Raw genomic sequence first — 15,371 nt, 5'->3', positions numbered from 1 at the left:
CAGCACCCCTCGAAGGCGCCGCTTCCCGGCCCGTACGCACCGAGGTGCCGTACCCGCCGTCCGTGACCGTTCCGTACGGCGGCCGAGAAGCTGCGCCTTCGCGCATCCGGCCGGACAATCGGCACGTGAGCCCACCCACGGCCCGGCCGCACGCCGCCCCGCATGGCGGTCTGCCGCGCCGCCTCGCGGCCCCTCTGGGCACCCTGGCCGCCGCCACCGCCGCCTTCGCCGTCCTCGGCGCCGTCGACCCCAACGAGCCGGGCCACTACCCCGTGTGCCCGCTGCTGCACCTCACCGGCGTCTACTGCCCGGCCTGCGGCGGACTGCGCAGCGCCCACGCCGTGGCACACGGCGACCTCCTCGCGGCGCTGGGCGCCAACGCCCTCGCGGTGGCCGGGTACGCCGTCTGTGCGGTCTTCTGGGCGCTCTGGCTGACCAACGCGGTCCGGGGGCGCCGCACCCCGGGTCCCCGTCCGCGGGCCGCCCACTGGTGGGCGCTGGGCGGCCTGCTGCTGGCCTTCACCCTCGTCCGCAACCTCCCCTTCGGCAGCGGGCTCGCGCCATGACCCGCCGGCGGTACGGAACCACTGCCACCGGCCCCGCGGCAGCCGCAGAAGTCCAGGTCGTGGGATCGCGGTCCACCGGATGTGAGACCCGCACCCCTTGGCGGATACCATCGGAGTGCCGGAGGAAACCACTCGTCCGGGTCACCGCCCACCGCTCCCGAAGGAGGCCGCTCGCGTGAGTGTGCTCGACGAGATCATCGACGGCGTTCGCGCCGACCTCGCAGAGCGGCAGGCGCGCGTCGGCCTCGACGAACTGAAGGAACGGGCCCAGAAGGCGCGCCCCGCGAAGGACGGCGTCGCCGCCCTCAAGGGCGAGAGCGTCACGGTGATCTGCGAGGTCAAGCGCTCCAGCCCCTCCAAGGGCGCGCTCGCCGCGATCGCCGACCCGGCCGGTCTGGCCGCCGACTACGAGGCGGGCGGCGCGGCCGTCATCTCCGTCCTCACCGAGCAGCGCAAGTTCGGCGGTTCGCTGGCCGACCTGGAGGCCGTCCGCGCCAAGGTCGACATCCCCGTCCTGCGCAAGGACTTCATCGTCACCGCCTACCAGCTGTGGGAGGCCCGTGCCTACGGCGCCGACCTCGCGCTGCTGATCGTCTCCGCGCTGGAGCAGGAGGCGCTGGTCTCGCTGATCGAGCGCGCCGAGTCGATCGGACTGACGCCGCTGGTCGAGGTGCACGACGAGGAAGAGGTCGCCCGCGCGGTGGACGCCGGCGCCAAGATCATCGGCGTCAACGCCCGCAACCTGAAGACCCTTGAGGTCGACCGCGGCAACTTCGCCCGGGTCGCCCCCGAGATCCCCGACCACATCGTCAAGATCGCCGAGTCCGGTGTGCGCGGACCGCACGACCTGATCGCCTACGCCAACGACGGCGCGGACGCGGTGCTGGTCGGCGAGTCCCTGGTCACCGGCAAGGACCCCAAGACCGCGGTCTCCGACCTGGTCGCCGCGGGTTCCCACCCGGCGATCCGGCACGGCCGGTCCTGAGCGGCCGGGAGCACCCACCGACATGACCGCCACCGCCGCCCTCCGCTGCCAGGTCCGGGTACCGCACCCGGGCCCGGCCGGTGCGCGCGCCGGGGCGGCGGCCGTCCGCGTCCCCTGCCCGGTGCCGGTCCGCGGGGTCCCGTCCGCACCGCGCCGCAGCTCCGCCCCGCAGCGCTGTGCGCTGCCGCCGTGGCACCGGGGCTGCCGGGCACCCGCACGACGGGTCCACGGGCGCCGGGTCAGGTATCACATCGGTTCCGAGCCGGGACAGATCAACGGCAGGCGATGGCGGCAGGGGTCCGCGCGCTGACGCGCCGACCCCGTACGGGCGCCGGGAAATGGGGGGAGGCAGCGGTCATCTGACCGCCTGCTCACCCCCCCCACCCCCGAACCCACCCCCGCCCCCTCCCCCGAAGGGGGAGAGGGGGAGGGGGCGGGGGAGCGCCGAAGCCGGGCCCCACGGCACCGGCCGGGCCTCCGCCGGCGCCCGCGCCACTCCGCGGTGGCGACGGCCCGCCCGCTCGGCGCGCGCCGCGCACCATCCTGCCCATCCCGCCATTAACCGGACTTCCGGGGCATGCAGCCCCGGCGAGGAGTGCGACTGATGTCCTCCGATTTCTTCCTTCCCGATCCCGAGGGACGGGTGCCGGACACCGAAGGCTATTTCGGTGCGTTCGGCGGCAAGTTCATCCCCGAGGCGCTGGTCGCCGCGGTCGACGAGGTCGCCGCCGAGTACGAGAAGGCCAAGGGCGATCCCGCGTTCGCGGCCGAACTCGACGACCTGCTGGTCCACTACACCGGGCGCCCCAGCGCGCTCACCGAGGTGCCGCGGTTCGCCGAACACGCCGGTGGTGCCCGGGTGTTCCTCAAGCGCGAGGACCTCAACCACACCGGCTCCCACAAGATCAACAACGTGCTGGGCCAGGCGCTGCTCACCAAGCGCATGGGCAAGACCCGGGTCATCGCCGAGACCGGCGCGGGCCAGCACGGCGTCGCCACCGCCACCGCCTGCGCCCTGTTCGGCCTCGACTGCACCATCTACATGGGCGAGATCGACACCCAGCGGCAGGCCCTCAACGTCGCCCGGATGCGGATGCTCGGCGCCGAGGTCATCGCCGTGAAGTCCGGCAGCCGCACCCTCAAGGACGCCATCAACGAGGCCTTCCGCGACTGGGTCGCCAACGTCGACCGCACCCACTACCTGTTCGGGACCGTCGCCGGACCGCACCCCTTCCCGGCGATGGTGCGCGACTTCCACCGCGTCATCGGCGTCGAGGCGCGCCGCCAGATCCTGGAGCGGGCCGGCCGGCTGCCGGACGCCGCGGTCGCCTGCGTCGGCGGCGGCTCCAACGCCATCGGCCTCTTCCACGCCTTCATCCCGGACACCGGCGTACGGCTGATCGGCTGCGAGCCCGCGGGCCACGGCATCGAGACCGGCGAGCACGCGGCCACGCTCAGCGCCGGTGAGCCGGGCATCCTGCACGGGTCGCGGAGCTACGTCCTCCAGGACGAGGAGGGCCAGATCACCGAGCCGTACTCCATCTCGGCCGGTCTCGACTACCCGGGCATCGGGCCCGAGCACGCCTACCTCAAGGACAGCGGCCGCGGCGAGTACCGCGCCGTCACCGACGACGCCGCGATGCAGGCGCTGCGCCTGCTCTCGCGGACCGAGGGCATCATCCCGGCCATCGAGAGCGCCCATGCCCTCGCCGGTGCCCTGGAGCTCGGCAAGGAGCTGGGCCCCGACGGCCTGATCGTCGTCAACCTGTCCGGGCGCGGCGACAAGGACATGGACACCGCCGCCCGCTACTTCGGCCTGTACGACACCGACGCCGCCGTCGAGGCGGACACCGACGCCGCCGGCGCGGAGATCGAGGGAGACGCCAAGTGAGCGGCAACATCCAGCTGTTGAGCGACACCCTCGCCGCGGCGAAGGCCGAGGGCCGGTCCGCGCTCGTCGCCTACCTGCCGGCCGGCTTCCCGACCGTCGACGGCGGCATCGAGGCGGCCAAGGCGGTCTTCGACGGCGGCGCGGACGTCGTGGAGATCGGGCTGCCGCACAGCGACCCGGTCCTCGACGGCCCGGTCATCCAGACCGCCGACGACATCGCCCTGCGGGGCGGGGTCAAGATCGCCGACGTCCTGCGGACCGTGCGCGAGGCCCACGCGGCCACCGGCAAGCCCGTCCTGGTCATGACCTACTGGAACCCGATCGACCGCTACGGCATCGCGCGCTTCACCGCCGAGCTGGCCGAGGCGGGCGGCGCGGGCTGCATCCTGCCCGACCTGCCCGTCCAGGAGTCCGCGACGTGGCGGGAGCACGCCGGCAAGCACGGCCTGGCCACCGTCTTCGTCGTCGCCCCCAGCAGCAAGGACGCCCGGCTCGCCGAGATCACGGCGGCCGGCTCCGGCTTCGTGTACGCCGCCTCGCTGATGGGCGTCACGGGCACCCGAGAGTCGGTGGGCGAGCAGGCGCAGGACCTCGTGGGGCGCACCAAGGCGACCACCGAGCTGCCGGTCTGCGTCGGCCTCGGGGTCTCCAACGCCGAACAGGCCGCCGAGGTGGCCCGGTTCGCGGACGGAGTGATCGTCGGCTCGGCGTTCGTCAAGCTGCTGCTGTCGGCGGACGGCGACCTGGCGGCCGGTCTCGCCGGGGTCCGCGCCCTGGCGGGCGAGCTGGCCGAGGGTGTCCGCAAGCGCTCCTAGGGGCGCGGCGTGCGGCCGGGCGGCAGAGGCGGAAGCCCGGTCGCTGTCCCTCGATAGGGCGAACATCGGTGCGGAGGGGTGCGACGGCACCCCTCCGCCTCGTTGTGCAGGGGCGTGAGCCAGAAGAATCATGAGGGTAAGAAATCCGCCCGCGAGCGACTCCAGGAAGAGCGGGCGAGGGAGCGGGCGCGCGCCAGGCGCGGCCGTCAGGCGATCGTCGCGGGCGCCGTGGTGGTGGTGCTGGCGGTGGCCGGCGGCATCGCCGTCTGGGCGTCGTCGTCCTCCGAGGAACCCGCCGCCAACGACAATGAGGTCGCCGTCCCCAAGAAGGCCAGCGACGGCGCCAAGCCCGCCGTCCCGGTCGGCGCGGCCGGCGCCCCGTCCACACTCACGGTGTGGGAGGACTTCCGCTGCCCCGCCTGCCGGCAGTTCGAGACCGCCTTCCGCCCGGTCATCCATGAGCTGGAGGATTCCGGCCGGCTCAAGAGCGAGTACCACCTCGTGACCATCATCGACAGCAACGCCGGCGGCCAGGGCTCCCGCAACGCCGCCAACGCCGCCCTGTGCGCGCAGGACGCCGCGAAGTTCCGCGCCTACCACGACGTCCTCTACTCCCACCAGCCGCCCGAGCCGCAGGACAAGTTCGCGAACAAGCAGTACCTCCTCCAACTCGCGGGCAAGGTCAAGGGGTTGGTGACCCCCGCCTTCACCAAGTGCGTCAACGACGGCACCTACAACCGCTTCGTGCAGAAGTCCAGCGACGCCTTCGCCGGCTCCGGATTCCGCGGCACGCCCACCGTCCTGCTCAACGGCAAGGACCTCTCCAAGGAGAAGGGCGGCCGGCTGACCCCCGCGGACCTCAAGAAGATGGTGCTGGACGCCGACAAGGCCGAACGCCCCGGGAAGAAGAGCGCGGCACCGCACACGGGCCCGTCGTCCCAGGGCCGGCACCACAACGGCAGGAGCGCCGCGCCCCGGGCCGAGCCGACGAGCCGGAACGCCGCACCCCCGGCGGGCCTGACCGGCCCGGGAGCCGGGCCCTCGTCCTAGAGGAGCCAGGGTCCATGGGCGCCGCGGCCGCGCCGGACACACAGCGTCACGGCGCGGGGACGGGGTCGTTACGCAGCCGTAGCCGGGCCGGGTTGCCGCCGACCCCGCCCGGCGCGGTAGCGTCGTCCCTGCCATGGACCTCGCATTCATTCCCAGCCCGTCGGTCGGCGTCGTACATCTCGGCCCGATCCCGCTGCGCGGCTACGCGTTCTGCATCATCATCGGCGTCTTCGTCGGTGTCTGGCTCGGCAACAAGCGCTGGGTGCAGCGCGGTGGCCGCTCCGGAACCGTCGCCGACATCGCCGTATGGGCCGTGCCCTTCGGGCTGGTCGGCGGCCGTCTCTACCACGTCATCACGACGTACGAGCCGTACTTCGGGCCGAACGGCCACCCGCTCGACGCCTTCAAGGTGTGGGAGGGCGGCCTCGGTATCTGGGGCGCGGTGGCTCTCGGCGCGGTCGGCGCCTGGATCGGCTGCCGCCGGCGCGGTATCCCGCTCCCCGCGTACGCCGACGCGCTGGCGCCCGGCCTGGCCCTCGGGCAGGCGATCGGCCGCTGGGGCAACTGGTTCAACCAGGAGCTGTACGGCAAGCCGACCGATGTGCCGTGGGCGCTGGAGATCAGCTCCGACCCGGCCATCGGCCGCATCGGCGGCACCTACCACCCGACCTTCCTCTACGAGTGCCTGTGGTGCATCGGCGTCGCGGCGCTGGTGATCTGGGCCGACAAGCGCTTCCGGCTCGGCCACGGACGGGCCTTCGCGCTGTATGTCGCCGCCTACTGCGCCGGTCGCGCCTGGATCGAGTACATGCGGGTCGACGAGGCGCACCACATCCTGGGCCTGCGGCTGAACGTCTGGGTCGCGCTGATCGTCCTCGTCCTGGCAGTCGTCTACTTCGTGATCTCCGCCAAGAAGGCCCCCGGTCGGGAAGCGGTCGTCGAACCGGGCGCACAGCCCGTGGCGGGCGCGGACGGCGAGGGCGCCGAGGACGGCGCGGACGACGGCGCCGCGAAGGACGAGGCCCCGGCGGAGAAGGCCACGGCCGACGACGGTGCGGCGGAGACCGCTCCGGACGAGCCCGGCGAGCGGAAGGCCGAGGTTGACGCCGACGCCGAGGACGCACCCGACGCGGACGCCAAGCCCGCCGGCAGCGGCAGCACCAAGAAGCCCTGAGGCGGCCACCGGCCGCCGTGCGCGCCGGGCGGACCCGAGAGACCGGGTCCGCCCGGCGCTGTGCTGTCCGGCCCCGGCGGCCGGGCGGCCACCGCCGTGGGCGTCACCGTTCGCCCGTCTCCGTCATCGCGGGGATGGCCGAGATCGCGGTGAAGGCCTGCTCATGGGTGCGGGCGCGGGCCCGGTCGCGGGTGAAGATCTCGCGGGCGACGGTGGCCAGCGCGGCCCCGGGCGCCTGCAGATCGAGGCGGCTGGCGCGGGCGACCTCCGCGCTCCACTCGGTCGGCACCGCCGCAGCGCCGCGCAGGGCGCCGACCAGCGCGCCGCTCATCGCGGCGATCGCGTCGCAGTCGCGGCCGTAGTTGACCGAGCCGAGGACCGTGGTCCGGTAGTCGCCGCCGCCGATCAGCAGCATGCCCAGGGCGATGGGGAGTTCCTCGACGGCGTGCAGCCGGGAGGGCCGCCGGGCGCCCAGCGACGGGTTGCGGTAGTCCGGGCCCACGGTGTCGAAGGGGGCGACGGCCGCACGCAGCGGGAGCAGTGCCTCCTCGGGGCCGGACACCGAGGACGCGGCCTCGCAGACCGCCTCGATCGCGGCCCGGGTGCCGTCCTTGGCCAGCCGCAGCGCCTGGACGACGACCGAGGACGGCGTGGCGTCCGGGACGAACGCGGCGGCCACCGCCGCGGCGAACACCCCCGCCGCCTCCCGCCCGTACGAGGACTGGTGGGCCCCGGCGATGTCCAGCGCCTCCGCGTAGGCCCGGTCCGGGTTGCCGGCGTTGACGATGCCGACCGGCGCCATGTACATCGCCGCACCACCGTTGACGATGTTGCCGACGCCCGCCTCGCGCGGGTCGGCGTGCCCGTAGTGCAGCCGCGCCACGATCCACTTCTCGGCCAGGAAGATCCGCTGCACCGGCAGCGCCTCGGCCTCCAGTTCCGGAATCCAGCGCGGGGTGCCGATCAGATCCGGTACCAGGTGGTCGGCGATGTCGTAGGCGTCGAGGTGATCGCGCACCGCCTCGTAGACCCGCACCAGCGCATGGGTCATCAGGGTGTCGTCGGTGACGTGGCCGTCGCCCTTGTGGTACGGCGCGAGCGGCCGGGCGGTGCGCCAGTCGTCGTGGAACGGGCCGACGACGCCCTCGACCCGGCCGCCGTGCCGCCGCACGATCTCCTCCGGTGTCCGGCCCTCCACCGCCCCGCCGAGCGCGTCGCCGACCGCGGCACCCACCAGGGCGCCGACCGCCCGGTCCTCCAGGGACGGCGGGACCGGCGCGGGGGACGGCACCGGAGGCGCGGGTGACGGCTTCGCGACCGCGGTGACGGGGGTGACCGGCAGTGTCCGGGTGGCCTGCGCCTCGGGGGCGTGCGCCGTGGCCGGGGTCTGCTCGCTTGCGTAGGTCATGGGCGGGTGAGTCCTTCCACGGTGGGGGAGGGGCGACGGCGGACCGCTGCGCTGTATCCGTGCCACGCGGCGGCCCGGCTCTCCTGTCCCGGGCGGCAGGGTCACCCGGTCGACTCGCCCGGACGGCCCCGGAGCGCCGCGTCCGAGCGGCCCCGCGCGCCCGTGTGACCCGGATCTCATCCCCGGTCGCGCGGAAAAGCCGCAGGTCAGCGCGGTAAGTTCGGCCTTCCTTGCTAGCGGCGGAGGGTAATTCCCGCATAGCGTCGAAGCGTTGGAGGGGGAAGCGCCGCCATCGGCCCACACCTCGCTCGCAGGGAGTAGGTACCGATATGTCCGTCATGGAGATCATGGATGCCGCGGCGCCGACGCATGTGGCCCACCGTGACAACCACACCCACCGCGATGTGAACGGCGGCTGGCTGCGCCCCGCCGTCTTCGGCGCGATGGACGGGCTGGTCTCGAACGTCGCCCTGATGACGGGCGCCGCCGGCGGTGCGCTCTCGCAGCAGGCGATCGTCATCACCGGCCTCGCGGGCCTGGCGGCCGGCGCCTTCTCGATGGCGGCGGGGGAGTACACCTCGGTCGCCTCGCAGCGTGAGCTGGTGGAGGCCGAGCTGGACATCGAGCGCGCCGAGCTGCGCAAGCACCCGAAGGACGAGCTGGAGGAGCTGGCGGCGCTCTACGAGTCCCGCGGGGTCGAGCCGGCGCTCGCCCGGCAGGTCGCCGAGCAGCTCTCCAGGGACCCGGAGCAGGCTCTGGAGATCCACGCGCGCGAGGAGCTGGGTGTGGACCCCTCCGACCTTCCGTCGCCCGCCGTCGCCGCGGTCTCCTCCTTCGGGTCGTTCGCGCTGGGTGCGCTGCTGCCGGTGCTGCCGTACCTGCTGGGGGCCTCCGCGATCTGGCCTGCGGTCCTGCTGGCCCTGGCCGGGCTGTTCGTCTGCGGGGCGGTCGTGGCGCGGGTGACGGCGCGCTCCTGGTGGTTCAGCGGGCTGCGGCAGCTCGCCCTCGGCGGTGCCGCGGCGGGTGTGACGTACGTCCTGGGAGCAGTGTTCGGAACCGTCGTAGGCTGACGTGTCATACGGGTGACTGCATAATTACAGCGTTACCCAGCGGTTTCGGTTTGTTGACGGCCGGGCATAAGGCTCAGGCGTCGCGGGCAATGTCGCTCGCCAACGCCGCCTTGCTGGACGGCCCCGTATCCGTCCGCGTACTGACTTCACCGCAGGTGCGGTGTCCGCATGTTGGAAGCCCCTTTTCGCTTTTTGAGAAGGGAGTCATCCTGTAACCTGCACGAAATTTCGCGGAGGGCCAACGTCGTCCCTCGGCAATTCCCCCGGGCCTCGAAGGCCCGGGAGGTACCCCGATTGCCACTACGACGTTGGGAGAGCCGATGCGTTTCGCGTCCACGCACTCCGCGACCACCAGCAGCAGCGACGCCGCCGCCTGGTCGCCCATGGACGGCCGCCCCGCCCAGCAGGGGATGTACGACCCCCGCAATGAGCACGACGCCTGTGGCGTCGGCTTCGTGGCCACCCTCACCGGCGAGGCCAGCCACGCACTGGTCGAGCAGGCGCTCACCGTCCTGACGAATCTGGAGCACCGCGGTGCCACCGGCTCCGAGCCCGACTCGGGCGACGGTGCCGGCATCCTGCTCCAGGTGCCGGACGCGTTCCTTCGCGAGAACGTCACCTTCGAGCTCCCCGACGCCGGCGCCTACGCCGTCGGCATCGCCTTCCTCCCGTCCGAGGCCCAGGAAGCGGCCGAGGCCGTCTCGCGCATCGAGACGATCGCCGCCGAGGAGGGCCTGGACGTCATCGGCTGGCGGGTCGTCCCGGTCGCCCCGCAGCTGCTGGGCAACGGCGCGCGCGCCACCATGCCGGCCTTCTCCCAGATCTTCGTGAGCGACGGGGTCAACACCGGCCTGGCGCTGGACCGCAAGGCCTTCGCGCTGCGCAAGCGCGCCGAGCGGGAGGCCGGGGTCTACTTCCCCTCGCTGTCCGCCCGGACGATCGTCTACAAGGGCATGCTGACCACCGGCCAGCTGGAGCCCTTCTTCCCGGACCTCTCCGACCGCCGCTTCGCCACCGCCGTCGCCCTGGTCCACTCGCGGTTCTCCACCAACACCTTCCCGAGCTGGCCGCTGGCCCACCCGTACCGCTTCGTCGCGCACAACGGCGAGATCAACACGGTCAAGGGCAACCGCAACTGGATGCGGGCCCGCGAGTCGCAGCTCGCCACCAAGCTCTTCGGCAAGGAGAACGCGGAGAACCTGGAGCGGCTGTTCCCGGTCTGCACCCCGGACGCCTCCGACTCCGCCTCCTTCGACGAGGTCCTGGAGCTGCTCCACCTCGGCGGCCGCTCGCTGCCGCACTCCGTGCTGATGATGGTCCCCGAGGCGTGGGAGAACTCCCCCTCGATGGACCCGGCCCGGCGCGCCTTCTACCAGTACCACTCCACGATGATGGAGCCCTGGGACGGCCCGGCCTGCGTCACCTTTACCGACGGCGTCCAGGTCGGCGCGGTCCTCGACCGCAACGGTCTGCGCCCCGGCCGCTACTGGGTCACCGACGACGGCCTGGTCGTGCTCTCCTCCGAGGTCGGCGTCCTGGACATCGACCCCGCCAAGGTCGTCCGCAAGGGCCGCCTGCAGCCCGGCCGGATGTTCCTGGTGGACACCGCCGAGGGCCGGATCATCGAGGACGACGAGATCAAGGCGCAGCTCGCCGCCGAGCAGCCGTACCAGGAGTGGCTGGACTCCGGTCTGATCGAGCTGGCCGACCTGCCCGAGCGCGAGCACATCGTGCACACCCACGCCTCGGTCACCCGCCGCCAGCAGACCTTCGGCTACACCGAGGAAGAGCTGCGCGTCATCCTCGCCCCGATGGCCAAGGCCGGTGCCGAGCCCATCGGCTCGATGGGCACCGACTCGCCGATCGCCGCGCTCTCCGAGCGCCCCCGGCTGCTCTTCGACTACTTCACCCAGCTCTTCGCGCAGGTCACCAACCCGCCGCTGGACGCCATCCGCGAGGAGCTGGTCACCTCGCTGATCTCCTCGCTCGGCCCCCAGGGCAACCTCCTGGAGCCGACCGCGGCCTCCTGCCGCAGCGTGACCCTGCCGTTCCCGGTCATCGACAACGACGAGCTGGCCAAGCTCGTCCACATCAACGCCGACGGCGACATGCCCGGCATGAAGGCCGTGACCCTCTCCGGCCTCTACCGGGTCTCCGGCGGCGGCGAGTCGCTGGCCGCCCGGATCGAGGAGATCTGCGCCGAGGCCGACGCCGCCATCGACGACGGCGCCCGGCTGATCGTGCTCTCCGACCGGCACTCCGACGCCGAGCACGCGCCGATCCCGTCGCTGCTGCTCACCGCCGCGGTCCACCACCACCTCATCGGCACCAAGGAGCGCACCCAGGTCGGTCTGCTCGTCGAGGCCGGCGATGTGCGCGAGGTGCACCACGTCGCGCTGCTCATCGGTTTCGGTGCCGCGGCCGTCAACCCGTACCTGGCCATGGAGTCGGTCGAGGACCTGGTCCGGGCCGGCACCTTCCTGCCCGGCGTCGAGGCCGAGGACGCCATCAAGAACCTCATCAAGGCGCTCGGCAAGGGCGTCCTGAAGGTCATGTCCAAGATGGGCATCTCCACCGTCGCCTCCTACCGCGGCGCGCAGGTCTTCGAGGCCGTCGGCCTGGACGAGGCGTTCGTCGAGAAGTACTTCCACGGCACCGCCACCAAGATCGGCGGCGCCGGCCTGGACGTCGTCGCCAAGGAGGTCGCAGCCCGGCACGCCAAGGCCTACCCGGCCTCCGGCATCGCCTCCGCGCACCGTGCGCTGGAGATCGGCGGCGAGTACCAGTGGCGCCGCGAGGGCGAGCCGCACCTCTTCGACCCGGACACCGTCTTCCGGCTCCAGCACTCCACCCGCTCGCGCCGCTACGACATCTTCAAGCAGTACACCGACCGGGTGAACGAGCAGTCCGAGCGGCTGATGACGCTGCGCGGGCTGTTCTCCTTCGCCTCCGAGCGCCCCTCGATCCCGATCGAGGAGGTCGAGCCGGCGTCCGAGATCGTCAAGCGCTTCTCCACCGGCGCCATGTCGTACGGCTCCATCTCCCAGGAGGCGCACGAGACCCTCGCCATCGCCATGAACCAGCTGGGCGGCAAGTCCAACACCGGTGAGGGCGGCGAGGACCCCGAGCGGCTCTACGACCCGGCGCGCCGCTCCTCCATCAAGCAGGTCGCCTCCGGCCGCTTCGGTGTGACGAGCGAGTACCTGGTCAACTCCGACGACATCCAGATCAAGATGGCCCAGGGCGCCAAGCCCGGCGAGGGCGGCCAGCTGCCCGGCCACAAGGTCTACCCGTGGGTCGCCAAGACCCGGCACTCCACCCCGGGCGTCGGCCTGATCTCCCCGCCGCCGCACCACGACATCTACTCGATCGAGGACCTGGCTCAGCTGATCCACGACCTCAAGAACGCCAACCCGCAGGCCCGCATCCACGTGAAGCTGGTCTCCGAGGTCGGCGTCGGCACGGTCGCCGCGGGTGTCTCCAAGGCGCACGCGGACGTGGTCCTGATCTCCGGCCACGACGGCGGTACGGGTGCCTCCCCGCTCACCTCGCTCAAGCACGCGGGCGGCCCCTGGGAGCTGGGCCTGGCCGAGACCCAGCAGACGCTGCTGCTCAACGGCCTGCGCGACCGCATCGTGGTGCAGACCGACGGCCAGCTCAAGACCGGCCGCGACGTCGTCATCGCCGCCCTGCTGGGCGCCGAGGAGTACGGCTTCGCGACCGCCCCGCTGGTCGTCTCCGGCTGCGTCATGATGCGCGTCTGCCACCTGGACACCTGCCCGGTCGGCATCGCCACCCAGAACCCGGCGCTGCGCGAGCGGTTCAACGGCAAGGCCGAGTACGTCGTCAACTTCTTCCAGTTCATCGCCGAGGAGGTCCGTGAGATCCTCGCCGAGCTGGGCTTCCGCAGCCTCGACGAGGCCATCGGCCACGCCGAGCTGCTGAACACCGCCCGCGCGGTGGACCACTGGAAGGCGCAGGGCCTGGACCTGGCCCCGCTGCTGCACGTCCCCGAGCTGCCCGAGGGCGCCGTCCGCCACCAGGTCATCGAGCAGGACCACGGCCTGGAGAAGGCGCTCGACAACGAGCTGATCAAGCTCTCCGCCGACGCGCTCTCCGCGGACACCGCCGAGGCCGCGCAGCCGGTGCGGGCCCAGGTCGCGATCCGGAACATCAACCGGACCGTCGGCACCATGCTCGGCCACGAGGTCACCAAGAAGTTCGGCGGCGCGGGTCTGCCCGACGACACCGTCGACATCACCTTCACCGGCTCGGCCGGCCAGTCCTTCGGCGCGTTCCTGCCGCGCGGCGTCACGCTGCGCCTGGAGGGCGACGCCAACGACTACGTCGGCAAGGGCCTCTCCGGCGGCCGGGTCGTCGTCCGCCCGGACCGGGGCGCCGACCACCTCGCCGAGTACTCCACCATCGCCGGCAACACCCTCGCCTACGGCGCCACCGGCGGCGAGCTGTACCTCCGCGGCCGGGTCGGCGAGCGCTTCTGCGTCCGCAACTCCGGTGCCACGGTGGTCTCCGAGGGCGTCGGCGACCACGGCTGCGAGTACATGACCGGCGGCAACGCGGTCGTGCTGGGCGAGACGGGCCGCAACTTCGCGGCCGGTATGTCCGGCGGCTTCGCCTACGTCATCGACCTCGACAAGGCGAACGTCAACAAGGAGCTCGTCGACGCGGTCAACCCGCTGAACGACGACGACAAGCAGTGGCTGCACGACGTCGTGCAGCGCCACCAGGAGGAGACCGGCTCGACCGTGGCCGCCAAGCTCCTCGCCGACTGGGATGCCGCGGCCGCGCGCTTCAGCAAGGTCATCCCGCCCACCTACCAGGCAGTGCTCGTCGCCAAGGACGCCGCTGAGCAGGCCGGACTCTCCGAGTCCGAGACCCACGAGAAGATGATGGAGGCGGCGACCAATGGCTGACCCCAAGGGCTTCCTGAACCACGAGCGCGAGATCGCCAAGACCCGCCCCGTCGAGGAGCGCGTCAAGGACTGGAACGAGGTCTACCAGCCCGGCTCCCTGCTGCCGATCATCAGCAAGCAGGCCTCGCGCTGCATGGACTGCGGTATCCCGTTCTGCCACAACGGCTGCCCGCTCGGAAACCTCATCCCCGAGTGGAACGACTACGCCTACCGCGAGGACTGGACCGAGGCCAGCGAGCGGCTGCACGCGACCAACAACTTCCCGGAGTTCACCGGTCGCCTCTGCCCCGCGCCCTGTGAGGCCGCCTGTGTGCTGGGCATCAACCAGCCGCCGGTGACCATCAAGAACGTCGAGGTCTCCATCATCGACAAGGCGTGGGACAACGGGGACGTCACCCCGCAGCCGCCCGAGCGCCTCTCCGGCAAGACCGTCGCCGTCATCGGCTCGGGCCCCGCGGGCCTGGCCGCCGCCCAGCAGCTGACCCGGGCCGGCCACACCGTCGCCGTCTACGAGCGCGCGGACCGTATCGGTGGTCTCCTCCGCTACGGCATCCCCGAGTTCAAGATGGAGAAGCGCCACATCAACCGCCGCATCGAGCAGATGCGCGCGGAGGGCACCAAGTTCCGTACCGAGGTGGAGATCGGCCGGGACCTCGACGCGAAGAAGCTGCGCAAGCGCTACGACGCCGTCGTCATCGCGGCGGGCTCCACCACCTCCCGCGATCTGCCGGTGCCCGGCCGCGAGCTGAACGGCATCCACTTCGCGATGGAGTACCTCCCGCTCGCCAACAAGGTGCAGGAGGGCGACCTGACCGTCGCCCCGATCTCCGCCGAGGGCAAGCACGTGGTCGTCATCGGCGGCGGCGACACCGGCGCGGACTGCGTCGGCACCGCCCACCGCCAGGGCGCGGCCTCCGTCACCCAGCTGGAGATCATGGGCAAGCCGGGCGACGAGCGGAACGCCAACCAGCCCTGGCCGACCTTCCCGATGCTCTACAAGGTCACCTCCGCGCACGAGGAGGGCGGCGAGCGGATCTACTCCGTCTCCACCACCCACTTCGAGGGTGACGAGGACGGCAACGTCCAGTGGCTGCACCTGACCGAGGTGGAGTTTAAGGACGGCCGCCCGGAGCCGAAGCCCGGCACCGAGCGGAAGATCCCGGCCCAGCTGGTCACCCTCGCGATGGGCTTCACCGGCACCGACCAGGAGAACGGCCTGGTCGAGCAGTTCGGCCTGGAGCTCGACGAGCGCGGCAACGTCGCCCGCGACAAGGAGTTCGCCACCAACGTCCCCGGCGTGTACGTCGCCGGTGACGCGGGCCGCGGCCAGTCGCTGATCGTGTGGGCCATCGCCGAGGGCCGTTCCGCCGCCAAGGGCGTGGACCGCTTCCTGACCGGAGCCAGCGCCCTGCCGGCTCCCATCAAGCCGACGGACCGGGCACTGACCGTGTGACCGGACGTCCCCCGATGTCCCGTAC

The 15,371-nt window shown here is 72.2% G+C and carries 11 protein-coding genes; 10 read left to right on the top strand and 1 reads right to left on the bottom strand.

Translation table 11 applies throughout. The features are described from left to right. The first annotated feature begins 125 nt into the window (after nucleotides 1–125). The 7 genes from ACGFN2_RS26385 (at nucleotide 126) to lgt (ending at nucleotide 6,481) form a co-directional block, all read left to right on the top strand. Nucleotides 126–566 (top strand): DUF2752 domain-containing protein, encoded by a 441-nt coding sequence (locus tag ACGFN2_RS26385; protein ID WP_362610282.1) that lies wholly within the window; start codon nucleotides 126–128, stop codon nucleotides 564–566. 175 nt (nucleotides 567–741) lie between these two features. Beyond that, a complete protein-coding gene (gene trpC / locus ACGFN2_RS26380; RefSeq protein ID WP_127150377.1) occupies nucleotides 742–1,551 on the top strand; it encodes an indole-3-glycerol phosphate synthase TrpC in 810 nt (269 codons plus the stop codon). A gap of 22 nt (nucleotides 1,552–1,573) precedes the next feature. Continuing rightward, nucleotides 1,574–1,861, top strand: a complete 288-nt coding sequence (gene trpM / locus ACGFN2_RS26375; RefSeq protein WP_393364534.1) for a tryptophan biosynthesis modulator TrpM — start codon at nucleotides 1,574–1,576, stop codon at nucleotides 1,859–1,861. A 294-nt stretch (nucleotides 1,862–2,155) separates the two neighbouring features. Continuing rightward, a complete protein-coding gene (gene trpB / locus ACGFN2_RS26370; protein WP_393364531.1) occupies nucleotides 2,156–3,442 on the top strand; it encodes a tryptophan synthase subunit beta in 1,287 nt (428 codons plus the stop codon). Continuing rightward, complete coding sequence (gene trpA, locus ACGFN2_RS26365; RefSeq protein ID WP_362610286.1) at nucleotides 3,439–4,257, top strand: tryptophan synthase subunit alpha; 819 nt, start codon at nucleotides 3,439–3,441, stop codon at nucleotides 4,255–4,257. Before trpB ends, trpA begins: the two co-directional genes overlap by 4 nt. 114 nt (nucleotides 4,258–4,371) lie before the next feature. Continuing rightward, on the top strand, nucleotides 4,372–5,307 hold the full coding sequence (locus ACGFN2_RS26360; protein ID WP_393364527.1) for a DsbA family protein: 936 nt from the start codon (nucleotides 4,372–4,374) through the stop codon (nucleotides 5,305–5,307). A 133-nt stretch (nucleotides 5,308–5,440) separates the two neighbouring features. Continuing rightward, nucleotides 5,441–6,481 (top strand): prolipoprotein diacylglyceryl transferase, encoded by a 1,041-nt coding sequence (gene lgt / locus ACGFN2_RS26355; protein WP_393364524.1) that lies wholly within the window; start codon nucleotides 5,441–5,443, stop codon nucleotides 6,479–6,481. Between the two features lie 103 nt (nucleotides 6,482–6,584). Here the strand turns inward: lgt and ACGFN2_RS26350 are convergent, their stop codons facing one another. After that, a complete protein-coding gene (locus ACGFN2_RS26350; protein WP_393364521.1) occupies nucleotides 6,585–7,889 on the bottom strand; it encodes an ADP-ribosylglycohydrolase family protein in 1,305 nt (434 codons plus the stop codon). A gap of 338 nt (nucleotides 7,890–8,227) precedes the next feature. On the opposite strand from ACGFN2_RS26350, the gene ACGFN2_RS26345 reads away from it, so the two are divergent. From ACGFN2_RS26345 to ACGFN2_RS26335, 3 genes are all read left to right on the top strand, one after another. Further along, on the top strand, nucleotides 8,228–8,959 hold the full coding sequence (locus ACGFN2_RS26345) for a VIT1/CCC1 transporter family protein (protein WP_393364664.1): 732 nt from the start codon (nucleotides 8,228–8,230) through the stop codon (nucleotides 8,957–8,959). 320 nt (nucleotides 8,960–9,279) lie between these two features. Further along, nucleotides 9,280–13,893, top strand: a complete 4,614-nt coding sequence (gltB, locus tag ACGFN2_RS26340) for a glutamate synthase large subunit (RefSeq protein ID WP_362610296.1) — start codon at nucleotides 9,280–9,282, stop codon at nucleotides 13,891–13,893. Beyond that, nucleotides 13,886–15,346, top strand: a complete 1,461-nt coding sequence (locus tag ACGFN2_RS26335; protein WP_362610299.1) for a glutamate synthase subunit beta — start codon at nucleotides 13,886–13,888, stop codon at nucleotides 15,344–15,346. Before gltB ends, ACGFN2_RS26335 begins: the two co-directional genes overlap by 8 nt. Nucleotides 15,347–15,371: the final 25 nt, after the last annotated feature.

The sequence above is a fragment of the Streptomyces sp. NPDC048612 genome (assembly GCF_043199295.1).
Classification (GTDB): Bacteria; Actinomycetota; Actinomycetes; order Streptomycetales; family Streptomycetaceae; genus Streptomyces.
The sequence above is the reverse complement of the archived record's forward strand: the minus strand, read 5'-3'. Positions and strand labels throughout refer to the sequence as shown.

What these genes read in the sequence shown, in the direction of transcription:
- lgt (WP_393364524.1), top strand. Translation starts at nt 5,441, where the DNA reads ATGGACCTCGCATTCATTCCCAGCCCGTCGGTCGGCGTCGTACATCTC.
- trpB (WP_393364531.1), top strand. Translation starts at nt 2,156, where the DNA reads ATGTCCTCCGATTTCTTCCTTCCCGATCCCGAGGGACGGGTGCCGGAC.
- ACGFN2_RS26335 (WP_362610299.1), top strand. Translation starts at nt 13,886, where the DNA reads ATGGCTGACCCCAAGGGCTTCCTGAACCACGAGCGCGAGATCGCCAAG.
- ACGFN2_RS26350 (WP_393364521.1), bottom strand. Translation starts at nt 7,889, where the DNA reads ATGACCTACGCAAGCGAGCAGACCCCGGCCACGGCGCACGCCCCCGAG.
- ACGFN2_RS26345 (WP_393364664.1), top strand. Translation starts at nt 8,228, where the DNA reads ATGGAGATCATGGATGCCGCGGCGCCGACGCATGTGGCCCACCGTGAC.
- gltB (WP_362610296.1), top strand. Translation starts at nt 9,280, where the DNA reads ATGCGTTTCGCGTCCACGCACTCCGCGACCACCAGCAGCAGCGACGCC.
- trpM (WP_393364534.1), top strand. Translation starts at nt 1,574, where the DNA reads ATGACCGCCACCGCCGCCCTCCGCTGCCAGGTCCGGGTACCGCACCCG.